25 protein-coding genes and 1 pseudogene are annotated in these 26,984 nt (G+C 61.4%); 5 read left to right on the top strand and 21 right to left on the bottom strand.

The window, feature by feature from the left end:
- Positions 1-172: 172 nt before the first annotated feature.
- Positions 173-979: a class I SAM-dependent methyltransferase gene (locus ACA072_RS11015; RefSeq protein ID WP_497624312.1), complete on the bottom strand. Its 807-nt coding sequence runs from the start codon at positions 977-979 to the stop codon at positions 173-175.
- Positions 980-1,158: 179 nt separating this feature from the next.
- Between ACA072_RS11015 and ACA072_RS11010 the strand changes: the two genes are divergently transcribed.
- Complete coding sequence (locus ACA072_RS11010; protein ID WP_497624311.1) at positions 1,159-1,545, top strand: hypothetical protein; 387 nt, start codon at positions 1,159-1,161, stop codon at positions 1,543-1,545.
- A gap of 3 nt (positions 1,546-1,548) precedes the next feature.
- On the opposite strand, the gene ACA072_RS11005 is transcribed toward ACA072_RS11010, so the two are convergent.
- The 5 genes and pseudogenes from ACA072_RS11005 to ACA072_RS10985 form a co-directional block, all read right to left on the bottom strand.
- Positions 1,549-2,976: a sigma-54-dependent transcriptional regulator gene (locus ACA072_RS11005; RefSeq protein ID WP_497624310.1), complete on the bottom strand. Its 1,428-nt coding sequence runs from the start codon at positions 2,974-2,976 to the stop codon at positions 1,549-1,551.
- Positions 2,945-4,438: a sensor histidine kinase gene (locus tag ACA072_RS11000; RefSeq protein ID WP_497624309.1), complete on the bottom strand. Its 1,494-nt coding sequence runs from the start codon at positions 4,436-4,438 to the stop codon at positions 2,945-2,947. Before ACA072_RS11000 ends, ACA072_RS11005 begins: the two co-directional genes overlap by 32 nt.
- A 102-nt stretch (positions 4,439-4,540) precedes the next feature.
- Positions 4,541-5,572, bottom strand: a complete 1,032-nt coding sequence (locus ACA072_RS10995) for an SCO family protein (RefSeq protein ID WP_497624308.1) — start codon at positions 5,570-5,572, stop codon at positions 4,541-4,543.
- 26 nt (positions 5,573-5,598) lie between these two features.
- Positions 5,599-5,898 (bottom strand): annotated as a pseudogene (locus ACA072_RS10990) (copper oxidase); the annotation flags it as partial.
- A 184-nt stretch (positions 5,899-6,082) separates the two neighbouring features.
- A complete protein-coding gene (locus ACA072_RS10985) occupies positions 6,083-7,531 on the bottom strand; it encodes a sensor histidine kinase (protein WP_497624307.1) in 1,449 nt (482 codons plus the stop codon).
- Between the two features lie 292 nt (positions 7,532-7,823).
- On the opposite strand from ACA072_RS10985, the gene ACA072_RS10980 reads away from it, so the two are divergent.
- The 4 genes from ACA072_RS10980 to ACA072_RS10965 all read left to right on the top strand — a co-directional run bounded on the left by ACA072_RS10980 (position 7,824) and on the right by ACA072_RS10965 (position 13,451).
- Positions 7,824-9,170: a hypothetical protein gene (locus tag ACA072_RS10980; RefSeq protein ID WP_497624306.1), complete on the top strand. Its 1,347-nt coding sequence runs from the start codon at positions 7,824-7,826 to the stop codon at positions 9,168-9,170.
- 35 nt (positions 9,171-9,205) lie between these two features.
- Positions 9,206-11,452 carry an Ig-like domain-containing protein gene (locus ACA072_RS10975; protein ID WP_497624305.1) on the top strand — a complete coding sequence of 749 codons (2,247 nt, stop codon included), beginning with the start codon at positions 9,206-9,208 and terminating at the stop codon, positions 11,450-11,452.
- Between the two features lie 61 nt (positions 11,453-11,513).
- Positions 11,514-11,975, top strand: a complete 462-nt coding sequence (locus ACA072_RS10970; protein ID WP_497624304.1) for a curlin — start codon at positions 11,514-11,516, stop codon at positions 11,973-11,975.
- A gap of 27 nt (positions 11,976-12,002) precedes the next feature.
- Positions 12,003-13,451 (top strand): curlin, encoded by a 1,449-nt coding sequence (locus tag ACA072_RS10965; protein ID WP_497624303.1) that lies wholly within the window; start codon positions 12,003-12,005, stop codon positions 13,449-13,451.
- Positions 13,452-14,628: 1,177 nt separating this feature from the next.
- Here the strand turns inward: ACA072_RS10965 and ACA072_RS10960 are convergent.
- The 15 genes from ACA072_RS10960 to ACA072_RS10890 all read right to left on the bottom strand — a co-directional run bounded on the left by ACA072_RS10960 (position 14,629) and on the right by ACA072_RS10890 (position 26,981).
- Positions 14,629-15,495: a CsgG/HfaB family protein gene (locus ACA072_RS10960; RefSeq protein WP_497624302.1), complete on the bottom strand. Its 867-nt coding sequence runs from the start codon at positions 15,493-15,495 to the stop codon at positions 14,629-14,631.
- Between the two features lie 32 nt (positions 15,496-15,527).
- Positions 15,528-15,947: a curli assembly protein CsgF gene (locus tag ACA072_RS10955; RefSeq protein ID WP_497624301.1), complete on the bottom strand. Its 420-nt coding sequence runs from the start codon at positions 15,945-15,947 to the stop codon at positions 15,528-15,530.
- The gene (gene csgE, locus ACA072_RS10950; RefSeq protein WP_497624300.1) at positions 15,944-16,336 is read right to left on the bottom strand and encodes a curli production assembly/transport protein CsgE; all 393 of its coding nucleotides are present in this window, start codon (positions 16,334-16,336) and stop codon (positions 15,944-15,946) included. The genes ACA072_RS10955 and csgE overlap by 4 nt, the downstream gene beginning before the upstream one ends.
- Positions 16,333-16,872 carry a type II secretion system protein gene (locus tag ACA072_RS10945; RefSeq protein WP_497624299.1) on the bottom strand — a complete coding sequence of 180 codons (540 nt, stop codon included), beginning with the start codon at positions 16,870-16,872 and terminating at the stop codon, positions 16,333-16,335. The genes csgE and ACA072_RS10945 overlap by 4 nt, the downstream gene beginning before the upstream one ends.
- Entirely contained in the window at positions 16,847-17,221 is a 375-nt protein-coding gene (locus ACA072_RS10940; protein WP_042932745.1) for a type II secretion system protein, read from the bottom strand. The genes ACA072_RS10945 and ACA072_RS10940 overlap by 26 nt, the downstream gene beginning before the upstream one ends.
- A 3-nt stretch (positions 17,222-17,224) precedes the next feature.
- Positions 17,225-17,698 carry a type II secretion system protein gene (locus ACA072_RS10935; protein WP_497624298.1) on the bottom strand — a complete coding sequence of 158 codons (474 nt, stop codon included), beginning with the start codon at positions 17,696-17,698 and terminating at the stop codon, positions 17,225-17,227.
- 2 nt (positions 17,699-17,700) lie between these two features.
- A complete protein-coding gene (locus ACA072_RS10930; protein WP_497624297.1) occupies positions 17,701-19,536 on the bottom strand; it encodes a secretin GspD/PilQ domain-containing protein in 1,836 nt (611 codons plus the stop codon).
- Positions 19,533-20,051, bottom strand: a complete 519-nt coding sequence (locus tag ACA072_RS10925) for a hypothetical protein (RefSeq protein WP_497624296.1) — start codon at positions 20,049-20,051, stop codon at positions 19,533-19,535. The genes ACA072_RS10930 and ACA072_RS10925 overlap by 4 nt, the downstream gene beginning before the upstream one ends.
- Entirely contained in the window at positions 20,051-20,599 is a 549-nt protein-coding gene (locus ACA072_RS10920) for a GspMb/PilO family protein (protein WP_461958248.1), read from the bottom strand. The genes ACA072_RS10925 and ACA072_RS10920 overlap by 1 nt, the downstream gene beginning before the upstream one ends.
- Positions 20,586-21,131, bottom strand: coding sequence for a PilN domain-containing protein (locus ACA072_RS10915; protein WP_497624295.1), 546 nt, complete (start codon positions 21,129-21,131; stop codon positions 20,586-20,588). Before ACA072_RS10915 ends, ACA072_RS10920 begins: the two co-directional genes overlap by 14 nt.
- 1 nt (position 21,132) lies before the next feature.
- On the bottom strand, positions 21,133-21,936 hold the full coding sequence (locus ACA072_RS10910; RefSeq protein ID WP_497624294.1) for a hypothetical protein: 804 nt from the start codon (positions 21,934-21,936) through the stop codon (positions 21,133-21,135).
- A complete protein-coding gene (locus ACA072_RS10905) occupies positions 21,917-23,623 on the bottom strand; it encodes a GspE/PulE family protein (protein ID WP_497624293.1) in 1,707 nt (568 codons plus the stop codon). The genes ACA072_RS10910 and ACA072_RS10905 overlap by 20 nt, the downstream gene beginning before the upstream one ends.
- Positions 23,624-23,707: 84 nt before the next feature.
- A complete protein-coding gene (locus ACA072_RS10900; RefSeq protein ID WP_497624292.1) occupies positions 23,708-24,241 on the bottom strand; it encodes a response regulator in 534 nt (177 codons plus the stop codon).
- Between the two features lie 221 nt (positions 24,242-24,462).
- The gene (locus ACA072_RS10895; protein WP_497624967.1) at positions 24,463-25,416 is read right to left on the bottom strand and encodes a peptidylprolyl isomerase; all 954 of its coding nucleotides are present in this window, start codon (positions 25,414-25,416) and stop codon (positions 24,463-24,465) included.
- Between the two features lie 14 nt (positions 25,417-25,430).
- Positions 25,431-26,981 (bottom strand): cytochrome c/ABC transporter substrate-binding protein, encoded by a 1,551-nt coding sequence (locus tag ACA072_RS10890; RefSeq protein ID WP_497624291.1) that lies wholly within the window; start codon positions 26,979-26,981, stop codon positions 25,431-25,433.
- Positions 26,982-26,984 lie beyond the last annotated feature (3 nt).

Below are 26,984 nucleotides of genomic sequence, written 5' to 3'. Positions count from 1 at the left end.
GACGGTGGCACATTCAGCATTAATGTGACTGACAGATCGCTTTCGCGAGCAAGCCCGCTCCCACAGTAGATCTCCAGCGCACACGGGTTTGTGTTCGACGACGATCCAATGTGTGAGTGAGCTTGCTCCGGGCGGCGTTCCGACGATGGCGTCAGTGGGAACAACACCTTTCTTACCGCTTCACCACCACCAACGTAAAACACATCGGCAACTGCGCCGTCTGCTTCTCGTACCGGTCATAGAGTTCCTCGCGGTTGGAATGCGGGTATTCCTTGAAGTGGCTGATCTGCAGCCCCGCCTCGATGGCGCCGGTGAAGATGGCGCCCAAGGTGTGGACGAACCAGTAGGACGACGCGGCCTGCTGGTCGACTTTGCCTTCGTAGACGATCGGCTGGTCCTGCACGAACGGCTCGCTGCGAAAGTACGAGCTGTCCAGGCGATAGGGATCGGCGGCCTCAGGGTCGACCATTTCCAGGAAGGGATGGGTTTCGTACACCACCAACGCACCGCCGGGCTTGAGGGTCTGCGCAACATGGCGGAAGAATTCGCCGATGTCGGGCATCCAGTTCAAGACGCCGATGGTGATCAGCGCCACGTCGAAGCGGTCATGAAGCTCAATCGGCAGGTGATGAATGTCGGCCTCGATGAACCGGGGCTCATGGGGTGACAGGCCAGCCAGTTCTCGCGCCTGATCGAGAAACGCCCCGGACTGGTCAACGCCCACCACGCTGCGCGCCCCCAGCGCAAACAGCGAGATACTTTCCCGCCCGTTGTTGCAGCCCAGTTGCACCACGTCCTTGCCATCGACGCCGACCTGCTCCAGCACACCGCGGAGTGTGTCGTCTATGCAGCAAAAATCGCGATGACTGACCGCCTTCACCAGGGCCTGCCAATCGGGGGTGTCTTTGTGGTGTCGGGCGGAATCGTTCCAGGCATCGCGGTTGCTGGCGATGGCGTTTTCTTTGGTCGGCATTTCCATTGCGCACTCCAGATTTCGGCTCTTGGTTGACCGGCACGAGTCTAGACCAGGGTGCTGAGAAACCCCATTGGGCGTTTGTTGGAATGTTGTAATCCGGGCATCGCGAGCGCGAGCCTGTACGGCAGCTATAGTTAATGGCCTTGGGGAAGTGCGGGACAACCGATTTCGCAGGTGTTGCCATGAAAACAACTGATCTGACGCTGCTGTTCGCCCTTAGCCTGACCGCCATCACCGGCGCCCACGCGGACGATACGCTGACACCCACCACCGATTACAGCAGCAACTTCAACTATTACGGGGCTGACCAGCCCTTCGCCCACCCGGTGCCGCCCTCCCTGAGTACGGTGCCACCTCGGTCATACATCCCGACGGCCCCTCAGGATTTCATCCCGATTGCCAGCCAGCATGAGTTCTACGACTCAGTATTGCCGACAGTCGCGGATGCCTCCGTTCGAGTGTTCATCCGCTCCTACGATCCGGAACGCGGCGTCTACGTCAACGAGGAAGTCTTCGACCCCCGGTGCGTGCTTGAATGCCTCAGCCGTCAAAGTGTTACGTTGCAATAAGGCTCACCACTGGCGTTTATCCGGGCGCGCGAGGCCGAGTTTTTCGATCCGGTAACGCAGCATGTCGCGGCTCAGGCCCAGCAGCCGTGCAGACTTTGTGACGTTCCAGTCGGTCTTGTCGAGCATCTTGCGCACCATGTCGCGCTCGACTTCCGGCAGGTTCATCGACTCGGTGCCGTTGTACACCGGACGCGGCTCGTGGTGCTGTGCTTCCTGCAGGATGATCGGGTCATCCACCAGGCTCAGGCACACGTTCAGCTGATGGACCGCAATCGTATCGCTCTGCGCCAGCAGCACGGTTTGCTCGAGCATGTTGCGCAATTCGCGCACGTTGCCCGGCCAGCTGTAGCTGAGCAGCAATTCTTCAGCCTGATCGCTGAAATGCAGGTTCGGTTTGCCATAGCGTTTGCCGTGGATCGCCAGGAAGTGCCGGGCCAGCAGCAAGATGTCTGCGCCACGGGCATACAGGCGCGGAACCTTGATCGAAATAATGCGCAAACGGAAGAACAGGTCACGACGGAACTTGCCCTGTTGCACCATCTGTTCGAGGTTGCAGTTGGTCGCGCTGATCACCCGCAAATCGACCTTGCGCTCCTTCACCGAGCCGACCCGGCGAATGGTGCGGTCTTCCAGCAACTTCAGCAGTTTGGCCTGCAGCAGCAGATCCATTTCACCGATTTCGTCGAGAAACAGTGTGCCGCCATCAGCCGCTTCCACCAGGCCAAGACGACGGTCCTTGGCGTCGGTAAAGGCGCCCTTCTCGTGGCCGAACAGTTCCGACTCCACCAGATTGGAAGGAATCGACGCGCAGTTGAATTCAATGAACGGGCCCTTGGCGCGCGGGCCGTCAAAGTGCAGCGCCCGGGCCACCAGTTCCTTGCCGGTCCCGGTCTCGCCTTCCACCAGCACCGGCGGCAGGTCGGTGTTGGCCATGCGCCGCTCGGCGTCGAGCAACTGGGCGATGGTGTTTTTCAAGTAGTGCATCGGAGCCGATTCGCCAATCAACGCCTGTACGCCTGACTTCTGCGCCTCGCGCTCCTGATAAAACGACAGCGTGCGCTCCATTCGATCAGTGGCCAGGGCTTTGTCCAGCAACAACTTGAGCTCCGGCAAGGCCACCGGTTTGGTGACGTAATGAAAAGCGCCCTCTTTCATCGCCACCACGGCATCTTCGACATTGCCGTAGCCGGTCATCATGATCACTTTCAGATCCGGCGCGCTGATACGCAGCTTCTGGATCAGGTCGTGACCGCTCATGCCCGGCAGGGAGTTATCGGTCAACACCACATCAGGGGTGAACGTACCCAGTTTATCCAACGCCTCTTCAGCCGAGTGGCAGACCGTGACCTCGAAGTCTTTGCGCTCCAGGTAGGTCTGAATATTCTCGGCCAGGAGTTCATCATCCTCGACCAGCAGTATGCTGTGCTCCATAGTCCCCTCCCGTTGCCACTTTGAAATTGAGACAGACGCGGGTTCCTTCCTGCTCCTGGCTCGTCAGTTCGACCGAGCCTTCGAAACGCTCCATTATTCGTTTGACGAGGGCCAGGCCAACGCCCAACCCTCCCTGTTTGGTGGTGAAAAACGGCTTGAAGACCATCTGTTGCTGCTGCTTGGTCATGCCTTTGCCGGTATCACTCAAGGTCATCCGCACCTGTCCGGATCGGGGCTGTTCGATATCGATACTGAGCATGCCGCCCTTGGGCATGGCCTCCAGGGCGTTGGCAAACAGGCTATTCAGAATTTGTGTGAGCAGCACCTGTTGGCTGACGATCGGTGGACAGGTTTGCGGTGTGAAGCGCACTTCCACGTTCGAGCGTTTGATCAGTGCGTCGAAAGCACTCAGGGTGTCATCGATGGCCAGCACCAGGTCCACCGTTTCGTAGTCGTCGTTCATGGGCCGCAACGACACCAGCAACTCGCGAACCCAGCGCGACATGCGATCGACCTGATTGATGATGTCACCAATGTTCTTTTGCGCATTCTGGCTGGCGATTTCCTGGGCCAGTTCGGCGCTGGAGCGAATGTTCGCCAGCGGATTGCGCAAGCTGTGGGCGACCGCCGAGGACATTTCCCCCAAGGCGACAAAGGTCTCGTTAGTGATCAGTTGTTTCTGCTGGCTCTGCAGCAGCATGGACGCACGCCGCACAATCCAGAACAACCCAAGGTAGATGACCAGACCACCGATCAGGGTCGCCAGCCAGATTGCCCTGAAGCCACGCTGAATGCGCTCTACCAGATCCACCGGCTCCTTGTAGATCTCGACCATGGCCATGACTTTGCTTTTGTCGGCATTGAACATCGGGATGTAGTTTTCGATGAACAGGTGTTCGGGCTCACGCAGTAGTTTCTGCTCTGGACGCTCGTCGTCGATCTCGTGGTAACTGGTGGACACCGCTTCCTTCATTTCAAAGGATTCGTCGAGTTCATCATCGTTTTCGATGCGCACACCGATCAGCTGCGGGTTGGTCGACCAGACCACGGTGCGATCCAGGGCATACACGTTGGCCAACAAAATATCCGGCAGATGTTTCACATGATCGAGGAACTCGCCGCGCGAAGACGCACGCGCTATCGGGGAGACGTCGGGATAAGCATTGTCATCGCGCGGGTCGAGCATTTCACCCATGGTTCTGATCGGGTTGATCGAGGCATGGCGGATTTCCGCATCGCCGATGGCCTGGACGAATTGCGCGGTCAGCATGGAGTCGCGTTCGATGCTTTCGGTGACCACGAAGCGCGTGGAAATGTAGCCGAGCCCCAACGCCACGGCGCCAATGATGAAAAAGCTGCCAAAGGAAAACCAGCGCAGCAGATTGAACTGTCCGCCCCGGCTCGGCTTCCCTGCTGCCGGTGTGTCCGGCGCAGGAAATTTTTGTTGTTCCAGCGTCTGCATGAGAGTGTCCTGGAGACTTGCATCAAGCCTTTTCAGCCGCGTCAGGGATCAGTGTAGGTGGCATTGATCGTGGTTGACGGCTTCACTGATAGTATTTCGCCGCTATGGCACCTGCGCCGCTTGCAGCGGTTGTTGACGATCGGTTTCTTCCTGCAAAAACCCCATAATTGACTGCGCCGCGTTCTCGTCCAGACGCAGGTTGGGCATCGGGATTCTGTCGAAACGTTCAAACAGCTCCACCGCGATCGGGTCCTTTTCCGCGAGCATGCGGTCCGGCTCACGAATCCAGCGACTGAGCCAGACCGGGTCGCGCCGGCGAGTCACGCCGATCAGGTCCGGGCCGATGCTGCGCAGACCGATGCCCTGCCCGTCCATCGGCCCCAGGCTGTGGCACGACGCGCAACGGGTGCGAAACAGTTCTTCACCATTGCTCGGCGGGCGAATCTCGGGCGCATCGGCGTAACTTTCTCCAACGCTGGGCTTCTTCCAGTTCTGCAAGGTGTTGGCCAACTGATCGGCGAGGATCCACGGGTTCTCGAACGGCGAAGCCTTCATCCAGCGCCCGGTGCTCTGGTTGCCGACGATCAGGCTCAGGTTGTGGTCCTTGTTGCGTCCGTTGTCGACGCCGTCGATGAACAGGCCGAGTTTTTTTCGCAGGTCGGTGACCGCTTCGAATTCACCGGTCAGGAACTTCCAGCCCGGCCCGACCTTGAAGCGTTGTGCGTAAGCCTTGAGCACCTCGGGCGTGTCGCTGAGCGGGTCGATGCTAATGGAGTAGAAGAAGACGTCCTGGCCGACGCGGTCGCCGAGTAATTTTTGCACCTGACGCAGGCGCGCGGTTTCCAGGGGGCAGGAGTCGCTGCAGGTAGTGAATATGAAATTGATCACCACCACCTTGTCCTTGATCAAGTCATCGAAGAACCGCAGCTGCCGACCGTCCTGATCGGTCAGCAGGGTGTTGGGGAAGTAATCGCTGCCCCAGGGTGTCGCCGATTCCGTCGGCGACAGCTTGCCTTCGTGAGCGAGCAGCAGCTGAAGGGCCAACAGACAGGTGACCACGACCAGAATCAGGTGCATGCCCAAGGCGCGTGAGCGCGGCGTATGCGCTGGTGTGTCGGCTCGGCTGCGCTTCATTTTTTCACCGCCACGTGTGGGCCGAAGGTCAGCCCCGGTTGAAGCATAAAGGCGTCGAGTGCCGAGCTCGGTGGCGCACTGCGGACCGCATTGATGGGGTTCTGCTGTGGCAACGGGCCAACGGCCGCCAGTGGGGTGGGGTAATTGAAACGGGTCTGCACCGACGGCGGCAGGATGTTTTCCTTGCGCGTCGTGTCTCGGTTGCCTTTGACGTCATCGATGGGGCTGGCATGCAGAGTCGCTGTGCCCAGCGTCATTGTGAGCAGGACGCTCAGAGGCGTTATCAGGCTGACCCATTTGAAGGGGTGCCGCGCTTTTCTGTCCATCACCAGCCGCCTCGAAGTCGTGAAGGAGGTAGTGGTGGTTTTGCAAGGACCTCGCCAGATCTGTAACAGATTTGTACAAGAGCAATAACACTGACAAAACAATGGCTTATCAACATCAATGTGCCATGACCTGGGGAACAACCGGGGCCCCACACCCGCTAACGGGGAAAGTTCATACCCATTGTCAGGGAAAACGTTGGAACGACAGACGGACAGACGTGCCTTCGCCTTCACGGCTGCCCAGGGTCACCGCGCCGCCAAAACGCTCCATGATCCGCTTCACCAGCACCAGCCCGACCCCCAGCCCGCCTTGCTTGGTGGTGAAGAACGGCCGGAACGCCATGCTGCGCTGTTCTTCGTTCATGCCCTTGCCGGTGTCACTTACGACGACGCAGATGCCCCGGGTATCGGTCGGCTCCAGGGTGATGGTCAGCGTGCCGCCCCGGTCCATCGCTTCCACGGCATTGGCCAGCAAACTGTTGAGGATCTGCGTGAGCTGCACCTGCTGGCTCAACACCATCGGCGTCTCTTGCGGCTCGAACACCACCTGCACCCCGGCCTTGGCAATCTGATGCTCGAAGGCCATGAGGCTGTCATGCAACGCCGCCACCAGGTTCACCGGCTCGGCCTCGTCGTTGAGCGGGCGTAACGACTGCAGCAATTCCCTGACCCACTTCGACATGCGATCCACCTGACCGATGATGTCGTTGATGTTCTTGTGGGCCGGGCCACTGTCGAACTCCAGGGCCAGCTCGGCGCTGGAGCGAATGGTTGCCAACGGGTTGCGCAGGCTATGGGCAACTGCCGATGACATTTCCCCGAGCGCGACAAAGGTTTCGTTGGTGATCAGTTGTTTTTGTTGGGTCTCCAGCAGGATCGCTGCCCGCCGCACGATCCAGTACAGCCCCAAATAGATAAGTCCGCCGCCCAGGGCGGTGGCCAGCCAGATCAGAGCCAAGCCGCGCTCCATGCGGTCGATCAGGTCCTTGGGTTCCTTGTAGATTTCGACCATCGCCGTGACGGTATCGCCATCGGCATCGAACAGCGGAATGTAGTTCTCAATGAAGATGTAGTCCGGCGGCGTGACGAACTTCTGCTCCATGCGGCTTTTGTCGACGCTGTGGTAACTGGCCGACACCGGCGTCTTGGAAGAAAAGGCCTGGTCGAGGTCGTCATCGGTATGGATCGTGGTGCCCATCAGTGTCGGGTTGGTGGACCAGATCACCATGCGGTCAGGGGCATAAATGTTGGCCAGGATCACGTCGGGCAAGTGCTCGATATGGTCGAGGAATTCGCCACGGGCACTGGCCCGGGCCAGTGGGTCAACGTCGGGAAAGTCTTTGTCTTTGCGCGGGTCCAGCAGCTCGCCCATGGTCCGCACGTTGGGGATCGAGACATGGCGAACCTCGGCCGAGGCAATCGCCTGGATGAACTGGGACGTGAGCAACGCATCGCGCTGCACACTTTCGGTAATCACAAAGCGCGTGGACACCGCGCCCAGCGCGACCGCCACCGAGCCGATCACCGCCATGCTGATAAGCGAGAACCAGCGCAGCAGGTTGAACGGCTGTTTGCGCGAGCTCAAGCGGACATCGCCCTCTTCTTTCTGGAGGGTTGTGATCTGACTGGTCATGGACATTGTTCCCGGAAAGTCCCTATAGGGTTATAGCCCACTGTCTGGTGTTTGCCCGACTTCGGGTTTCGTCTCCCCCCACCGATCCCCCGCGCACCCCACTGCCCCCACCTACCCCCAATGCTGGGGACAGTCGCCCGCTCGCGCCCTCGGCGCCGCGAAACCGTTTGCGCGCTACACGCCCTCGCTGCGGGCCTCTGCCGGCCGTTTTCAAAGATTGGTATGGAAGTTGCCGAAGCCCTCTCGACTGACCCATCCCTACGGGGCAGGTACTTCGATAGAGGGAATACTCATGCACCCTTTACTGTCCAAAACGGCGGCCGCTCTGGTCGTCAGCGCTTTAGCCCAAGGTGTTGCCCAGGCAGCGCTGTTTGCCGTAGACCCCGGTCCCTATGTGCCAGCCAACGGCTCGTTCGCCGCCTGGTATCAGGACAGCCATGGCCGAACCCTCGATCTGTGCCTGTCCAAGGCAGTCAGCTCCAGGGTTGCCAGTACACCCGGCGCGCCGTCCTACATGTGCCTGTTGGGCGCGACCCCCGGGGTTTTCGACGACACGCAACCCATCGTTTTCCCGAGCAACTTTCCCGATGAGTCGTTCTGGTTCACCGGCGACGGCTCAATCGTCGATGCCGCACGGGGCATCGACCTGACCTATGTCAGCGCGGTGGAAGCCGCCTTCGCCGCGGAAGAACCGGTAGAAGGCGACCAGGTCAGTTTTGGCCGCATCCGCATTCGGGTGGACGTGCCCACCGCCGGTGTTTACACCATCACCCACCCCTACGGCGTTGACATCTTTGACGTTCCCGCCGGTGGGACTCGCGCCATCAACATGACCCGCGACATCGGCATCGGCACGCCGAAAACCTACGACGGCGCCCTCAAGAGTGACATCGGCCCGTTCCTGCGCAGCGTCAACGGTCCTTACACCGAGACCAATCCGGTCACCGGGGAGGCCGAGCGCTTCGTTGGCGATCCGAATCTGGAAGAAGCCTTCACCGGCAGCCCTTTCAATACCAACTACATCCGCATCGAAGGACCGAACGGTCTGGACTTGCGCACCACGGTCATGGCCATTTCCGGCAAGTTGTCGACCGTGGTCCGGCCAACGCCGATGATCACCGAGCGCAGCACTTACTCGCGCAAGGCCGGTGAAAGCGCACCGGTGGCGCAACAGGATGTGTTCGTCATGGCCCCGCCGCCACCGGCCACTGTGACGCTGGACAGCAACAGCCCGGTACTGAACCTGACCGAGGCTGATACCTCCGGCCACTGGTACGCCCAGTCCGCCACCAACCCGACGTTGCCAAGCAACCTGGTGGTGACCGCCGACAACCACCTGGCCATTCCCACCAGTACGCCGACCACACTGTCGATGCCACTGACGGACCTGGTGGTGATCCAGACCGCCCAGTACAGCTTGAGCACCGCGCAAATCACGGTCGTGGCTTCGACCAGCGATGAAACCTCGCCACCGGTACTCACCGCCACCACCGGCACTGGTGTCGCCATCGGCGCCCTGAGCGGCGATGGCGCAGTGAAATCCCTGGCGACCGGCATCTCGCCGATTCCCCCGGCCAAGGTTCGAGTGACGTCATCCAATGGCGGCAGCGACACCGAAGAAGTGGTCATCGTGCAATGAACGCACTCATGCCCAGATCCTCATCAGGAGGCATCATGAACAAATTGCCACGCCTGGCGCTCAACGCCCTGGGACTGACTCTATCGCTGTCCGGCAGCGCTTTCGCGCAGCTCAATGCCGTCGACCCCGGCCCCTACACCTTCGCCACCGGGAAATTCCCGATGTGGTATCAGGACAACAATCTGCTGTCGCTGGAACTGTGCCAGTCGCGGGCGACCAGCTCGCGGTCGCCGGGTGCACCGGGCGCGCCTTCCTACATGTGCATCCTGAATCCGGAACCCGGGGTCTACGACGACACCCTGCCAATGGTGTTTCCGGATAACTGGCCACCGGAAACGTTCTGGTACCTCGCCGAGACCAGCATCGCCGATGTCGGGGGTTATGGCGTGGATGCCTACGTGGCCGGGATCGAAGCGGCATTCGCGTCCGAAAACCCTGTCGACGGCGACCAGGCAAGCTTCGCGCGGATTCGTCTGCGGGTGAACGTGCCTGTCGCCGGGACCTATACCATCACCCACCCGTACGGCGTGGACACGGTCAACGTCACCACACCTGGCCGTCGGGCGATCAACATCACCCGCGACATCGGCATCGGCGCACCGGGCAATTTCTCGGGTGCCCTCAACGGAGAGGTCGGGCCATTCCTGCGCAGCGTCAACGGCCCCTACACCGAGGTGAACCCGGACACCGGCGCCATCGAGACGTTCGTCGGCGATCCGAACCTCAGCGAAGCGGTCACCGGCAGCCCGTTCAATAACAACTTCCTGCGTGTGCAAGGGCCGGCCGGGACCATCCAGACCACCCTCTTTACCGTGTCCGGCAAAGTCCTCGACAACCGTGCGCAAACCCCGGTGGAAATCGGCCGCGCCACTTACCGCCGCACCTCTTCCGGCCCGGGCACCAGCAGTACCCGGGTTGAAGTGTTTGGCAAATCAACCAACGGCTCGAGCCTGTGCTTCCGCGAAACCGTGGCCCTGGTAGTCGGACCACCGCAATCGCCCTGCCTGATCAACATGCTCGGCGACAACAATGGCCAGTTCTTCGGCCATCGCCTGACGGGCTCCACCGTGCCTTCGGTGGTGGTGGTCACCGCCACCAACCCGGCCGGCACTACCCGGCCGACGGCAGTGTCGAGCAAGGTCACCGACGTCGTGAAAGTCCAGACCGCTCGTTACAACTGGAGCAATCACAGCCTGCTGATCGAAGCCACCTCGTCCGACGAAGTGGCGGTGCCGGACATGGTCGCTCAGGGTTATGGACGTCTGTCGAAAACCGGCACCCTGCAACGACTGACCATTGCCGACCTGACTCAGCCACCGGCTACCGTCACGGTCAAATCCGCCTCGGGCGGCAGTGACACCGAGCCTGTCGTGGTGGTCGGGGCTGCTCCGGAAAGCGGTGAGAACCAGGCGCCGCTCTCGGTCGCCGACACCGGCAGCACCAGCTTCGGCGTGCCGCTGACCCTCAACCTGCTGGCCAACGACAGTGACCCAGACGGCGACACGCCGCTGAGCATCACGGCGCTTACCCCACCGGGTGCCGGGCAAGGCACCGTGGCATTGAGCGGCACGGCCGCGGTGATCTACACCCCACCTGCCGTGGTCAATGCACCGCTGACAGCGACCTTCACCTACAAGGCTCAAGACGTCAAAGGCCTGGCCTCGACCGCTCCGGCGACCGTGACCATCACCGTGGCGCCTAACCAGTCTCCGGTGGCCGTCGCCGACAGCATCGCAACCCTGGGTGTGGCGGTTCCGATCAACGTGCTGGCCAACGATACCGATCCGGAAGGCAACGTGCCGCTCACCGTCGCCAGCATGATCCCACCGGCAGCCGGTCGCGGCACCGTCACCACTGACGGCACCGTCATCACCTACACCCCACCGCCGACGGTCACCACGGCCTTCACCACCACATTCACCTACATCGCAAGGGACAGCTTCGGCGCCCTGTCGACGCCGGCGACGGTCACGGTGCAAGTCTCGCCACGGCCTGCTGCGGAGAACTTCGCAGTGACCACGGCAGCGGTGTCGGCCCGTTCCAATAACCGCTTCACTTGGGACTTTGCGGGCACCTCATCGGTGATCACCGGCAACACCATCACCGTACAGGTCACCACCCCGACCGGGCTGGTCACCCTGGGCACCACGACGGTGCCAGTGACGGGTCGCTGGCGGTTGACGGTGAACAACAGCACCACGGTGATCCCGTCGGCCAACCCGACAGCGACCATCCGCTCGTCCCAAGGCACCGTGCGTACGGTCAACATCATCGCCAACTGAGCCCCCGCCCCACCCGCCGTTTTCGGTGGGTGGGGCCGGCCTCTTCCCACAGGACAACGCCATGAAAATGCCGACCGCCGCCCTGCTCTGCCTGCTTCTGCTTTGCAGCAGTGCAGGCGTGCGCGCCGACGATTTGATGGAGAACGACGACCTGGCACCTTCCGCCGACCTCGGCGAGTTGCCTCCACCGGTGGGCCAGCACGCGTTGATCGACCAGAACGGCCAGGCCAACGTGGCGCTGGTGCAACAGAACGGCCAATCGTTGCTCGGCACCATCGTCCAGTCGGGCAGTAACCAGGAAGCCTGGATCCTGCAACAAGGCAGCGACCTCATGGCAATGATCACCCAGCAAGGTTCCGGCAACGCCGCCTCAATCACCCAGAACGGCAGCCATAACCGCGCGCAGATTTCCCAGAACGGTAATAACAACGACGCCAGCATCGACCAGGCCGGTACGGGGCTTTCAAGCGCCGTGACCCAGTCGGGAAACGGCATGAGCGTTTCGGTCAAACAGTATCGCTAAAGCACTGCACCCCTTGGAGGTTTCATCATGTTCAAACTGACGCCCCTCACCGCCGCCATCCTGGTCATGGTCAGTGCCCAGGCGATGGCCGACGACAGCGTTTCCACCCAGGCCCAGCTCGGTACCGCCAACGTCGCCGACGTGAAACAGACCGCGGCCCCGTTCAGTACCGCCACCCAACAGCAACTCGGTCAGGGCAACGATGCCGCGGCGGTGCAAGACACCGCCACCGGCACCATCACCCAGGATCAGGTCGGCGACTACAACGCCGGTTACGGCGAGCAACTGTTCGAGAACGGCAGCACCATCGTCCAGCAGCAGGTCGGCAGCTTCAACACCAGCCATGCCAGCCAGTCGATCGGCATGGGCGAAAACCAGGCGCGGCAACAACAGACGGGCAGTGGCAACTTCTCGTTCCTCTATCAGGACAGCCAGGAAGCCACCAACGCCCAGACCTTCCAGTTCGGTGACGCCAACGAGGCCAATATCGAGCAGATCCAGCTGGGCATTGCCAACAACGCGACGATCATCCAGTACGGCACCGCCAACTACGGCACCGCCGAACAGATCGCGCACATGGGCGGCGAGATCGGCATCAACCAGGCCGGCGAAGGCAACTACGCCTATGGCGACCAGCGCGACGGCAACGGCGGCGTCATCACCATCAACCAGTTCGGTGATTTCAACGGCAGTGAAGTCTGGCAAGGCGCACAAACCGCGAGCGAGGCCACCGTCAACCAGTACGGGCAAACCAACGAAGCTGTGGTCGACCAGAGCTTCGGCCAAAACAACAACGCCCAGGTCCTGCAAGTCGGCGACGTCAACGCCATCTATGCTGACCAGTTCGACTCCGTCGGCTCTGTGCTCGGGCTGTACCAGCAAGGCACCGGCAACGTGCACTTCACCTACCAGAGCGGCGACAGCCATGTGCTGACCGCCACCTCCGTGGGCACCGAAAACAAGGTCTACGCCAGCGACTGGAAAGGCCCGCAACTGGGCGGCCAATTCGGCAGCAACCAGATTGCAACCGTCACCCAGGCCGGCAACGGCAACATCGCCAGCTTCAAACAGGATGGCGTTGGCCACATCATGACCACCAACCAGACCGGTTCCGGCAACAAAACCACCGTCAGCCAGGCTGAAAACTACAACGAGCTGTACTTCGACCAGAACGGCAGCGACAACATCCTGATCGCCGACCAGCGCGGCACCACCAACCTGGCCCAGGGCACCACCAACGGCACCGGCAACACCACCGAGTTCGACCAGTCCGGCACCGGCAACCAGGCGTTCACCACGCAGCTGTATGGCAGCGACAACATGATCACCGTCAAGCAGGCTGACACCATGAACGTGGCGTACGTGACCCAGGGCGGCACCGGCAACACCGCCAGTGTCGATCAGAGTGGCGTGACCCAGACGGCGACAGTTCAACAGATGGGTGCTGACAACCGGGCGACTGTGCTGCAGCAATAATCGCAAGGCATAAAAAACCGCGGTCCTTGGGGGAGGGTCGCGGTTTTTTTTGTGCTTGATGCAGAGGTGTCTGCTTTGAAGCCACCATCGTCGGAAGCCGCCCGAAGCCAGCTCGCCCCCACATTTGATCTCCATGGGACACCGATTTTGTGAACGACGAAACTCCCCTGTGGGAGCGAGCCAGCTCCGGGCGGCGTTCCGACGATGACGGAGTGTCAGCCGACATCAATGCTTAATGAAACATGGCAATCGCCAGCAGGCTGGCTCCCACAGGGATTGGGTACATCCGGGAATTGGCGCGCAACGCTTCATCGCTTGTGAGGGTTCCTCACGAGACAAACCAGCGGTGCGCCCCCTATTCTCATGTTTCTTACCATTGAACTTGGTCAACAGGATGGCAAACGGTATCACTCGACTGATGCTTGAAAAGAGCGCCTACCAGGACTTCCATGCAATGCATTGCACAGGAAGCTTCAGCGGCCAGCGTTTGGGCCAAGCGTTCTACAACCACTTCAAATTGCACCGACTTTCTGACCAGCAGCGATTAGCTGGTTTGTATGAAGCTGATGGAAAGTCGGCACTCAAGATAATTGAGCGAGTATTCACATTCAGTTAGTACCTGGTTATGCCTGCGAGAAATTGGCCGGCTATCAGGCCGCCATTGCAGCGATGCGGCGACCCGACAAGCCAGCTCCCACAATGGATCGGCGTACACCAGCAAAAAACAGGTTGGCTGTCAGGCCGCCTTCGCGGGCAAGCCTCGCTCCTACAGGTGTTCGGCGTACACCCGCTTTTCACCACTCAACAGGCCGAGCGTTAGCTCGCCTGCAGCTCTTGATCTTGATCTTGCTTTTGATTTTGATCTGCCCGCCCCTTCGGTAGGCCGAGTGGAGGCGTTCATCTGGGGGGTGGGCGCGCAGCGCCGTGCGGCGAAGCCGCACACATCGAGAGGAGGTTGAAGCGAAGCCAACCGGAGGCGATGCCCCCAGATGAATGCCGGAGCGAGGGTACGCCGAGCCTAGGCGAGGGGCCGGACGCTGGGGCGAAGCCTTTTGGTTCCTTTTTGGCGTTTGAAAAAGGGACTCGCCGTAAGGGCGAAACCATAAGCAGGCGTTACCGCAACAATGGATATGTACTCAGTCAACAAGAACCAGGTCGGCCCGAAGGCCGCCTCGGCTCACTCCTCCTCCGCCTCAGGCACAACCTTGGCCTGAGTCAGATAACGATCCAGCGTCGCATTGTTATCAGGCGAAGAATTATCCCCCGCTACCTGCCACAATTTCCGCTCAATCCCCTGGGCCAACAGGTGCCCGACGGCCGACTCGATCGCCGACAACACACACAATTGCGCCGGCTCGTTAGTGGTGTAACCCACCTCTGCCTCAAGCAACTTCTTGAACTCGATAAACTTGAACACCCCGGCACTGCGGCCCACCGAGTAAATCGTCTTGCTGGTCATCACATTCGCCAGCACCTGCCCACTGCGCACATCCACCGCACGAAGGTTCACCGACACCTGGTCCACCCGATACTCCCGGGAAATATCAATCCCCAGATACCGCGCCCCTTCCCCGCCGCTGCGCACGTTGGTGTCATAGGCAATGATCCCGCCTTCCAGCATCAGGTTCGCCGCCTGCAACGGTGGCAGCTCACCCTGAATATTCACCGGCGTATTGGGCTTCTTCTGCGAGGCGCGGATGATCTTGCGCTCGGTCAGCAGGTTCTGCAGCCCTTCACGTTCCAGTACCACAAACCAGCCGCTGGCCTGCAACGCGTCCATCAACATGCTCGCCGCGCCCTGGGTGACGCTGGTCGAAAACGAACTGGCCGGGGTCGGTTTGTACTGCCCGGTCTGGTCCCGGAAGCCGTACACCACCGCCATCAACCGGCCCTTGGGTCGTGGCATGTTGATCAAGTCGTAATAAGTCGACGCCCGAGGTGTCAGGGTCGGTGATTCTGTGTCCTGCTCGGCGCCCACATTCTCGCGCAAACTGCACCCTTGCAATGCCGCCAACATCAGCCCCAGCGCTATTATTTTTTTCATGTCCGTCTCTCCCCATCCGACCCGTATCCCCGTCAAGGGGCGAGGCCATTCACCTGGATTTCCGAAATTTCACCGGTCGCTCGGTCGGTCACTTCAATGGTCAGTGCACCCGAGTCGTCGACGACGTTGACGATAAAAGCGTCGGTGGACAGGCTCCCGGTGTTGCCCGTGGAGATGTTGTCCAGCAACTGCCCCAGCAGCCGCGATTGCAACTGGCTGGTGAAGCGTTCGAGGGCCGAAGTCCCGGCCACTGACGTGCGGTTTTTCAGGTCTGGATCGTCGTAGTCGTTTTGCGCCTGTGCGTTGTTCAGCAACCAGGTGCCGTTCAACGGGTTACCGCCGAACGAAGGGTTGATGGGCGTGTAAACCAGCTCCGTGGCGTGCACCAGGCTGCAACTGCTTAGCCCGATCAACCAGAGCCCGAGGTTCCGTGAGACAGTTTTCGTTTTCATAATTCGTCCCTCTCAAGGTCCGTAGTGTCTTGCAACAAGGCTTCCAGCTTGCGCTGGACAATCTGTCCGCGAACCCAGTCGGCGGCGTCATAAGCCTCGTCCTTGAGTTCCACGGTGTTCGGCGGCAGGAAGCGCCGATAAACCAGTCGCTGTTGATATTCCACGGCCACCAGGCTGCCCCAGCGTGCCGAAGGTCGTTCGCGTACCACCAGGTTGAAATCCATCGGGCTGGTGGCGCGCAGGCGTTCACTGAACGAGTAGTAAAAGTCGTGGCCGATGTGCGAGATCGTGTCGTCGACGATGAAACCCTTCATTTCGTCTTCCTCGCTGGCGCTGGCAAACATCGCCACACACGCGAGGATCAGCGCCGACAGCCACTGGCGGTTCATGGCGTCACCGCCTGGGGCGATGCGGATTGGCTTTTCGCCGGGCCCGAAGCGCCATCGAGGAAGGCTTTCTCGGCCACGAACTGCCAGTCCTTGTAGCTCGCCATGCCGGTGAAGTCCGACCACTGGCTGGGAAAATCCGACTGCTTGAGCGGCAGGTCCGTGGAAGGACTGTTGAGGCCGGTGATGCGCCCGTCGAACCCGCGCATCAAGGTCCATTCACCGCCGCCGATCGGGTCCGGGTACAGCTGGCGAATGTGATGTTTGGGCGTTGGAAAACGCTCGTCCTGCAACAGGTCTTCAAGCTCTTTCGGGTACTGCGCCAGGCCCGGCGAACTGCGGTAATAACTGCGCAATGCCTGGGCGTATTGAGTGCCAACCCACAGCAACTGGCGTTCGCGATCACGGCGCGAAGCGGTGGACCACAACTCGCCAGCACTGGCCAGGCCCATGCCCATCACCATGATCAGAAACAGCACGCCCAGGTAAGTGAACCCGGCCTCGTCGGCGGGCTTACCACTCGGAATAAAGGCTGCCATCACGCGCCCTCCCTGTGGCACCGCTTTTGATATCGGCGACCCCGCCCGGTACGCCGTCCGGCGGCGCGACCAGCACCCAGAGGTCCTTGCGTTCGGAAATCGGGTCCATCGGCGGGTTGCGCAAGTAACGCTGCTCCACCAGTTGTTCCAGGGAATCGGGGTAGCGCCCGGTGTCGCCGTAGTAGTGATCGAGGGCTTCGCGCATGGCCGACAGGCTCTGGCGCAACGTGGTTTCTTTCGAGGCCTCGAGGCTGTTGAAATAGCGTGGCAAGGCGATGGTCATCAGGGTCGCGATGATTGCCATGACCACCATCAGTTCCAGCAGGGTAAAACCCTTTTCCCGACGCATGATTCACCACTCCTTGTACGCGATGCCGTTGAGACCCTTGCCGCGGGCATGGGAGTAAACGTCGAAGACGTCTTCGCCCTCCCGTGGGTTTTGAGCCGTACTGTCGTAAGAGCGCAAGCCCCAGCCACCGTCGTCGTCACGCTTGACCGGCGTCAGCGGGTCATGGGGCACGCGCCGCAGAAAGTAGAACTTGGCACCCTTGGCGCTGCGCACATCACGCACGCCTTCCACCAGCACTTGCAGGTTCGGTGGATAGCCGCTGCTGTTGAGCGACTTCTCGATGTAACCGGCGTCGAAGGCGCGTTTGTAGGCGTCGATGGCGTCGCGGATCTGGTACAGCGCCGTGCGTAATTGCTGCTCTTTGCCCCGGCGCACCACGGTCTCGGTCAGTGGCGCGGCCATGCCGGCCAGCAGGCCGATCAGGGCCAGCGTCACCACGACTTCGATCAGGGTAAAACCACGTTGCGAGGCGTTCATGATCAAGGCTTCTCGACGACAACAGGGGTGGAATTGGACGCAACCGGCCGATCGATGTGTTCGTTCTGAATCGGCGCTGGCATCCGGCGGTCAGGCGCCTGGATGTGCATGCTGGTTTCGGTGCCGGTGGGGAATTCCATGTCCGACGGGCTCTGGTACGGCAGGTTGCGCACGATCCGAGGTGTAATGGAGAGCACCAGTTCCGATTTGCCGACGGTGTCCTTGTTGCTGCCGAACAACCGGCCAAGACCGGGGATGTCGCCAAGGCCCGGAATCTTGTTGCCCGTGGCGCCATGGTCGTCGCGCATCAGGCCGGCCAGCACCTGGGTTTCGCCGTCATGCAGACGCAGGGTGGTCTGGGCATTGCGGGTATCGACCTGCACCGGAATAGTGCCCTGACGGGTCGGTTCCAGCGGTGTGGCGTTACTGACTTCCAGGGCGATCTTGATCGCCACTTCATTGTTCAGGTGCACAGTCGGCTGCACCTCGAGCTTCAGACCGACGTCCAGGTAGGTGACGCTTTCGGTGATGACCGGACCCTGGGTCGACGGCACCGAAGTGGCGCTGATGATCGGCACCCGCTGACCGATGTGGATGCGCGCCTGTTCACGGTTGCTGACGCGGATCACCGGGCTGGCCAGGGTGTTGATGTCGTTGTCCTGGGCGTTGATCTTGGCCTGCGGCGACGGCGAAATGGTGATCCGGCTGGAGTTGATGCCTTTGAGTTGATCGAGCAGGGTCACCGCCGAGCCGTCGCTGTTGACCACGCCGAAGGTGTTCGGCCATTGCAGGCCAAGGTCGAGGATGCGTTGGGTCGCGACTTCCATCACTTCCACTTCCAGCACCACCTCCGGGTTGGACTGGTCTTGCGATTGCAGGAGTTTCTCGGCCATGCGCACGGCGTCTTCGCTGTCGCGCATGGTCAGGGTATTGAGGCGTTCATCGACGAACACGTCACGGGTCTTGAGCATGGTCTTGATCATGTTCAGCGCGGTGTTGGCATCGATGCTGGTCAGGTAGAAGGTGCGCATCACCAGCTCTTGGTAATCCTTGAGCTTCTGCGGCGAATCCGGGTAGATCAGCAAGGTGTTTTCGTTCACCACTTTCTGGTGCAGCTGGTTCTGTTGCAGCAGCAGTTCCACGGCGTCTTCGATGCGCACGTCACGCACGAAGATGGTGGCTTTCATGTCGGGGCGCAGATCTTTGTCGAAGATGAAGTTCAAACCGGCGACTTGGGAAAGCACTTCGAAGATGGTTTTCAGGTTGGCGTCGCGAAATTCCAGGGTCACCGGGCGGTCGAGACGGGTGCGCAGTTGCGGGTAAGGAATCACGTTGCGGCTTTGCACCAGACGGATATTGCTTTGCAGCTCCAGGGCGCCTTCATTCTTGGGGTCCAGTTCGAGGATCTGTTTGACCTGGCGATCGGCGCCGTAAATGTCGCCGCGACGCAGGTCGCCCCGGGCGAGTTCGAGTTTGTCATCGAGACTGCGCATGTGTTCGAGTTGGCGCAGGGAGTCCTGGGCCCGACGGTTGTTCGGTTCGATGGTCAGCACCCGGCTATACGCCATGCGAGCCGACGCGAAATCACGCTGGGCGCGATCCATGTCGCCCTGGGTCAACAACGCCGTGACTGCACGAGCACGGCCGCTGGTCAGGGCCAGGTGCAGTTCGGTGTTGCGAGGGTTTTCCTTGAGCCCCTCCTCGATACGGGCGAGGCCGGCTTCGTACTGCCCCGACGCCATCAGGTCGGTCCCCTCCTCTTTGGCAACCTGCGCCGAGCTGCACGCGGCCAGCGCTGCGCATACACAAAGGTTCAACAGCAAACGGGAACTGTTCATTGCGTGCTCCCCACAGACAAGGTCTGGGACAAATGCAGAGGCAGGTAGACAAAGCTGAGTTCCACATCGGAAATCCCCTCGATCCGCCAGGTGTCGTCGATCACATCCCCTTTGCGTACGACGTATATTTTTTCGCCGTTCTGCAAAAACACTTGCAGGTCGGAACGGTCATGGAGCTTGCCGACGAACTGGAAAGGCATCGGCGGTACGCTGGGGACTGGCACCACCGGGGTCTGGTTGACGGGTTGTTCGGTGACGCTGGCCAGCGTCGGTGCAGCCTTCCAGCTGCGAGCGGCGAACAGATCGCCGGACGGGCTCAGGTCTTTGATCACCGCCGGTTTGCCACTGGCTGCAACGGCCGGCAGCGTGCCGCGGGTTTTGCTTTTGGCGGGCGTTGTCGCGGTCGCGACCGAGGCATCGCTTTCGTCCGACGGCATGAAGTAATCAGGCCCCCAGGTCAGCGCCGCGGCCACGCCGAAGAACGCCACCCAACCCACTACGCGCTTGGTATTCATCATGACCTCGACAGGTAAAGGGTCATGCGGATCCGCCCGGTCAGGTCGGTGTCGGCGATCTTTTTACGCTGGAACTCCACGTCCTCCACCACCACGGCCGGCAACTGGCCGAGCAACGCGTGCAGGAAGCGCCGCAGTTGCGGGTAGCTGCCACGCACCGGCAGCAGAATCTGATAACGGGCCAGATGAGTCTTGGGGTCGATGCCCAGCGAGTATTCACCGCGGGCCAGGGTGATGTGTTCCTGGGCCGCCAGCGCGTAAATCTTGTCGATGGCCACGGTGGCTTGTGGCTGCGAGGGCAACTTGCTGCGGAAGTCGTCGAGCTGACGTTGCGGCACCACCGGGGCGGCGACACTGCCGTCTTCAACCTTGGCCAGGTATTCGCCGGCTTCACGGGTCTGCTGGCTGAGGGTTTGCAGCGAGTTCCAGTCCGGCATCAGGCCACCCAAGGCCCAGGCCAGCGCCAGCAGCAACATCGCCAACCCTGCCAGGCCGGGCACGCCCAGGCCTTGCAGGTATTCGTGGACGATCAATCTAGAGATTTGCATCGCCGATCTCCCAGCTAGCCGACAGGTTGAATTGCACCGGTTGTTCCGGCGATTTCACGACGATTTCGTGGCTGAGCAGCGACACATCGGAGAGCTCGTCGCTGGCTTCGAGGCGGCGGTGGAAGTCGAGCATCGCTTCCAGGTCCCGTGCCTCGGCGGTGATGCGCACCTGGCCCTTGCGGGCATCCGGGGTCAGGGTCAGCAAGGCGACGTTGTCGCGGGGCATGGCTTCGAGCATGGCGAACAGGCGCTCCCAGGGCCGGCGCAGTTGCTGCGAGACCTTGCGCATTTCCGCCAGGTTCTGGGCCTGCTCGCGGGTTTCGGCCGGGCTCAGGGTGACTTTGCTGCCGGTGTCGCCGGTGAGTTCGCGCTGGGCGTTTTGCAGATGGCCTTGCTGTTGCGAGGCCTGTTCGGCGACGTGCTGCTGGGCGACAAAACAGGTCACCACCAGCATCACGCCACCTGCCAGCAGGCTCCAGCCCAATGGGCCCGAGCGGCGGCGTGGCTGGAAGTCGAGCGTCAGGGCGCGCATGTCAGGCCACCGCCCGGGACATCACGTACAAACAATCATGTACGGCTGTCCGGTCTTCTTCGAGGGTGCGCAAATGCACACCGGGTACGTCGGGCTGCACATCGATACGGGCCGGCGCGTGCAGGTAAACGTTCAGCGGCCGTTCGCTGGTGGAGGCCTGCAACTGGCTTTCCCGGCCGATCAGCGCGGTCAGTGCGGCATCGCTGTCGCTGCTGCCCACCGAACGCACCGAGGTCCAGCGCCCTTCCCTGGCCAGCAGCAAGACACTGCGCACCGGCTCGGCGACCACGAACAGGAAGTCGCCGGCGTCGAGGCTTTTATCGAAGTGATTGAACGCCGCCATCAGGTACGGCTGCACCGACCGCAGGCGCAAGCCGCGACCGCTGACCAGGCTGCGCAGACGCGCCAGCAAGTCTTGCGGCAGCGCGGTGGCGATCCGGTCGTACCCCGCCGGTTCAGCCGACAACACCATGCTCCAGGGGTGGGTCGGTACGCCGTAGAGGTCTTCGAAACACAGTTGGGCAAACCCGAGCAATTCGTCAGGGCTGGTGATTTGTTCGCTCCAGGGCACCAGGCAGAAGCGGCTGAAGTGACCGGAGACCACCACGCTCAATTCCGCACCGGCCGGCGCGTGTTCGCCCAGCAAGCGGTCGAGGGTTTCGAGGGCGACGGCCCAGGCATGGAAGCCTTCGTCGATAAAGCCGACGCTGCCCAGCCACAGGGTGTCGCCACCCTTGCGCTGGCCCAGGCCGACACCACTGGCGCCGAGCACGGCGACATAACGATCACGAGACAAAAGTGACACGATTGATCTCCTCGAGCGTGGTCCGCCCCTCTTGCACCAGTTCCAGGGCCGACTCGCGCAACAAGCGCAAGCCACGTTTGCAAGCGTGTGCCTTGATCTTCGAAACCGGTTGGCGCTCGACGATCATTTGCCGCAGTTCGTCGTCCAGGTGCAGCAGCTCGGCAATCGCAGTCCGCCCGCGATAACCGGTGCCGCGGCAATGGCCGCAGCCTTTGCCATGGACGAAGTGGTAGTGATCGACCTTTTGCGGATCGAGCCCGGAAAGTCGCAGTTCTTCATCGGTCGGGTTGCTCGGCGCGCTGCAACTGGCGCACACCAGGCGGATCAGCCGCTGAGCGAGCACGGCGTTGAGGGCCGAGACGAGGCTGTAGGGGTCGATTTCCATCTGGGTGAAGCGGCCGATCACGTCGAACACGTTGTTGGCGTGAATGGTGGTGAACACCAGGTGCCCGGTGAGGGCCGATTGCACGGCGATCTGGGCGGTATCGGGGTCGCGGATTTCACCAACCATGATCTTGTCCGGGTCGTGACGCAGGATCGAGCGCAGGCCACGGGCAAAGGTCAGGCCTTTCTTTTCATTGACCGGGATTTGCAGCACGCCCGGCAGTTGATATTCCACCGGGTCTTCAATGGTGATGATCTTGTCCACGCCGTGGTTGATCTCGGTGATCATCGCGTAGAGGGTGGTGGTCTTGCCGCTACCGGTCGGGCCGGTCACCAGCACCATGCCGTACGGTTCGGCGGCCAGCCGGCGCAGTGCACGCAGGGTTTCGTCTTCAAAGCCCAGGGCCTGCAATTGCACGCCGCTGACCTTGTCCGCCAAGTCCTGTTTGTCGAGGACCCGCAGCACTGCGTCTTCGCCAAAAATGCTCGGCATGATCGACACCCGAAAGTCGATCTGGCGGCCGCTGATGCCGATCTTGAAGCGACCGTCCTGGGGCACGCGTTTTTCGCCGATGTCCAGTTCGGCCATGACTTTGACCCGGGAGATCACCTGCTCGGCGAACTCGCTGCCCTGGATCTTGCTGATGTTGTTCAGCACGCCGTCGATCCGGTACTTGATCACCAGGCCGCTGCCGGTGGTGCCCAGATGGATGTCGCTGGCGTGCATTTTCAGCGCGTCGTAGAGGGTCGAGTTGACCAGTTTGACGACGACGCTGGCGTCTTCGCTGATGCTGGTCAGGGACAGGCTTTGCAGGGTATCGATTTCGACATTGGCGTCGGCCTGGGCGTTGAGCGATTCCACCGCGTGGAAGCTCTCTTCGTGACGCGCCAGATAAGCTTTCAGGTCGTCGGCATGCACCAGGTACAGCGGAGCGCCGTGCAGGCAGTCATCGATCCAGGCCAGGCGCGAGGTGTCGAACGGGTCGGCAAACACGCCAATGACCGCATCGTCGTGACGCAGCAGGATGAATTCGCGCTTGAGGCATTGGGCCAGGGTGACCCGGTCGAACACCGGGGTGGCTTGAAACAGGGTGTCGGTGTCGAGCACCGGATAATGCAGGGTAGCGCCGAGGCACTGGATGAAAGGCATGGGGGCCAGGTTGCACAACACCCCGAGGGCCTCCAGAACCCGCTCGCCGGAACTGGTTGCCCGGGCCCGGGCCTGGGCCAGTTGTTCACTGGAAAAGCGCGAAGGTACACATTCCAATTGCGCCGGTTCTACGGCAAGGGATAGACGGTCCATGGCATGCTCTCCAACGCCGGGGGCTTTGAGCCCTGTCGACGCGGCGAGCAATTACGGCATGTACCGGAACGGCTTGTCGCGCCACTACTCCCCGGTGAGCAATTGTTCGTCGTCTGGTGCCTTGGAGGTCGATGAACTTCGTCGACGATCTGCCAGCACCCAACTGCCATCGTACAACTGCAGCGGGAAGCTTTCGGTCCTGCTCTGGCGTCGTTCGACGAATCCTTCGGATGGGCTCGCGCCTGTTCGGTTTTCCCGCTCCATCCCTAGAAGGTCACAGACTGCACGGGCCAATTCCGCCAACGGAAACGGTTTGAACAGGATATGGCTGACTCCCAGTTGCCGGGCCCGCTCACAGACTTCAGCGGTTGGGTGCCCGGTAATCAGCACAAAATGGCACTTCCTGTTCTGGCGGACGGCATCGAGCACCTCAAAGCCTTCCATATCGGGCAAGCGGTAATCGAACACCATCACATCGGGTGCAAAACGTTCGACTTCGTCGATTGCCTTGGCACCGTCGTGAACTATCCGGACTTCCAGTGCTTGCGCCTCGAGATAATTCTTGAGGTTATCCGCCAGCAGCTGTTCGTCTTCAACAACCAGTACTTTGTTTAACAAGGTGGACTCCTTGAAACCGCAGGTCCGATATTCGTGCCTGGGAGTACGCGCCTTAATTAGGCTAACGCACACTTCATGCCAGACTGAGCGCCGGTTTTCGACCGCTTCATCTCTATGATTTTCATGAAAAAATCTTTTCGTTCAGGAACCCCGTCCCCCAAAGGCGGGGAAGCGCTCGAATTTGCCCTGAAGCTTTCCCCACATTTGGGGGGGGGGACGCTTCAATCATCGTCAATCCGTTCGATACGATTGCTGGATCGCAGCTGCGCCAGAACCTGTAGACGAGCCTGATCCTTTTGCTGTCGGGCAAGGTAAGCCCGAACCATTTCAAGCCCCTGAGATTCTGAGACATCGGCTGCCTCCTGGTGGTTCTGCAAGTAAATCAAATGCCAGCCCAATGGCGTGCGCACCGGCGCGCTGACCGCCCCCGGCGCCAGAGCAAATGCCGCAGCTTCGAATTCCGGCATCATGCGCCCACGAGGAAAATAGCCCAGATCCCCGCCTTCGGTGGCGGAAGCATCTTCGGAGCCGGCCCGGGCAACGCTGGCAAAGTCCTCGCCCTGGCTGATTTTCACCCGCATCTCCTCTAAGCGTAGCCGGGCTGCTTCAACTGTGGTGGCATCGGCGCCCTGAGGCACTTTGACCAGGATGTGCCGCGCCTGGATTTGCTCCGGCGTGCTCATTTCGGCGCGATGCTCCTCGTAGAACGCGCGGACCTGTTTTTCGTCAGGCTCAGCCGCCTGGACCAGCTCGGCAAACACCTTTTGTGCCGCGAGTTCACGGCGCGTGTATTCGATATAAGTGGCTTCGTCGAAACCGGCGTCTTCGAGGCGACGGGCGAACACCTCGGCGCCACCGATCGCTTGCCGCGTCTGCTCGACCTGGCTTTGCACCACTTCATCGCTGATCACCACCCCGCGCTTGCGCGACTCCTGCCACAGCAACTCTTTGTCGATCAGGGCGTCCAGGGCTTTCTGGCGCAATTGTTTGTACGCCGTGGGGTTGCGAATGCTGCCCACCGCCCGGCCCTGGTCCTCCAGATACTCGGCGAAATAACGTTCCAGACGAAATTCGGAAATGACCTCGCCGTTGACGCGCGCGGCAGCCGGGCCATTGCTGGCGAGCACAATGGGGCCCCACAGCGTCAGAAGGATCAGCAGCGTGTTGAGTTTCATCATCAGGCCTCCCGTCAGGGTGTCGCGGCAATGGGCTTGTACGGTGCGACCAGATAGAAGCGCTGGTCGGGCAAATCTACGGTGACGATGTGGGCACCGCTCAAGCCGAGTCGGCGGCCGGGACCGAAGCTGAGCAGCGGGGTCAGCCCGGTGTCGAAATCGTGCAAGCCTTCCAGGGCGCTGATGAGCTTCTCGCGGCTGGCGTCGCGCCCGGCCTGCTTCATGCCTTCGCTTAGCAGCAGCATCGAGCTGTAGGCGCCGACTTGCAGCACCGCGTGCTCACCGCCCAGCCCCTGGTGCTCGCGTAATTGCGTCAGGGCCAGGCGTCCGGCCAGCGTCCAGTCACTGGGCACGAACGGATACGCCAGAAACACCCGCCGGGAAAAATCACTGGGCACTTGAAACAGGTCACCGGCCACCTGATTCGATGCGGCGAACAGGTAGGGCACCTGCCCCGCCGTTTGCAAGCGCTCGGCGAGGCGACTGAATCCGCCGCCGCTGCCCAGGTAAAACACCGATCGCGCGCCCAGCGGCAACTCGTCCTGCGCCGAGGTGTAGGCCTGCAGCCGCACTTGCTGCCAGGCGTGATCTTGCAGGTACTGGCCGAGGGTCTGCGCCGCCAGCCGTTGGCTCGGTTCATCCGAGTAGGCGATCAGCGTCGGCCCCTGGAGCACCCGCAGACTGGCGGCGCCGTAGTCGGCCAGGGCGATCAGTTGCTCGCGGAGCCCGGACAGCGGTTCGAAAATCTGCCGACTGGCCGGGGCCATGCCCTGCAGTGAGAGCGGCCCGATCAGCGGAATGCCGGCGCGTTCCAGTCGCGTGACCAGTTCGGTGTCGAGCGCGGGTGCCAGCGGCGCGATCAGGGCGAACACCTGCTCCTGTTCGATCAAGCGGTCCAGCGCCTGTTCGGCACTGGCGCGGTCCGGGCCCGGGTCGAGGATGGTCAGGCGCAGTTGCCGGCCATGAATCCCGCCCGCCTGGTTGATCCGCGCCACGCTGCCCTTGAGCACCGCCGCCACCGTCGCGCCCTCCGTACTCAGCGGTCCCTGTCGCGGCAACAAGGTGCCCAGGTGCAGGCTGTCGGCGGTCAACCCCGGATCGCGGTCTTCGGCCACGCGCTTGAGGTAGGCCGTGAGGTTGCGCTGGTCATTCATCGACAGCACGAACCGTGGCATCGCCGGGTCCAGTCGATTGTTCGCCGAATCACGCCCTTCCTGGATCGCCCGGGCCAGTGAGCCCTCGGTGTAGGCCGGGTAATTGCGGCCGTTGACCTGTTGCTGACCGTAGCTGCTGGAGAGGCGCAACCAGCTGATGTCTGGAGGCCGTACCCCGCCTTCGGGTCGTCCCTGGGCATCGGCGCCATGGCAATTGGCGCAGGGAAGGCTGGTGGCCGGCAGCAGCATGTCCGCCGCGCCCACCCGCGCCATGATCGGCTCACCGCTCCCGGACACGCCCTCGCGATACAGCCGTTTACCGGCGTTTTCGCTGGGGGTCAGCGGCAACGCATTGGCGCAGAGGCTGACGCCGCCAAGCAGTAGCAGGCTGAGGACGAGGGCGGTTTTCATGGC

The organism is Pseudomonas sp. LBUM1656 (genome assembly GCF_059716065.1).
This window is presented reverse-complemented; position numbering and strand designations above follow the sequence as displayed.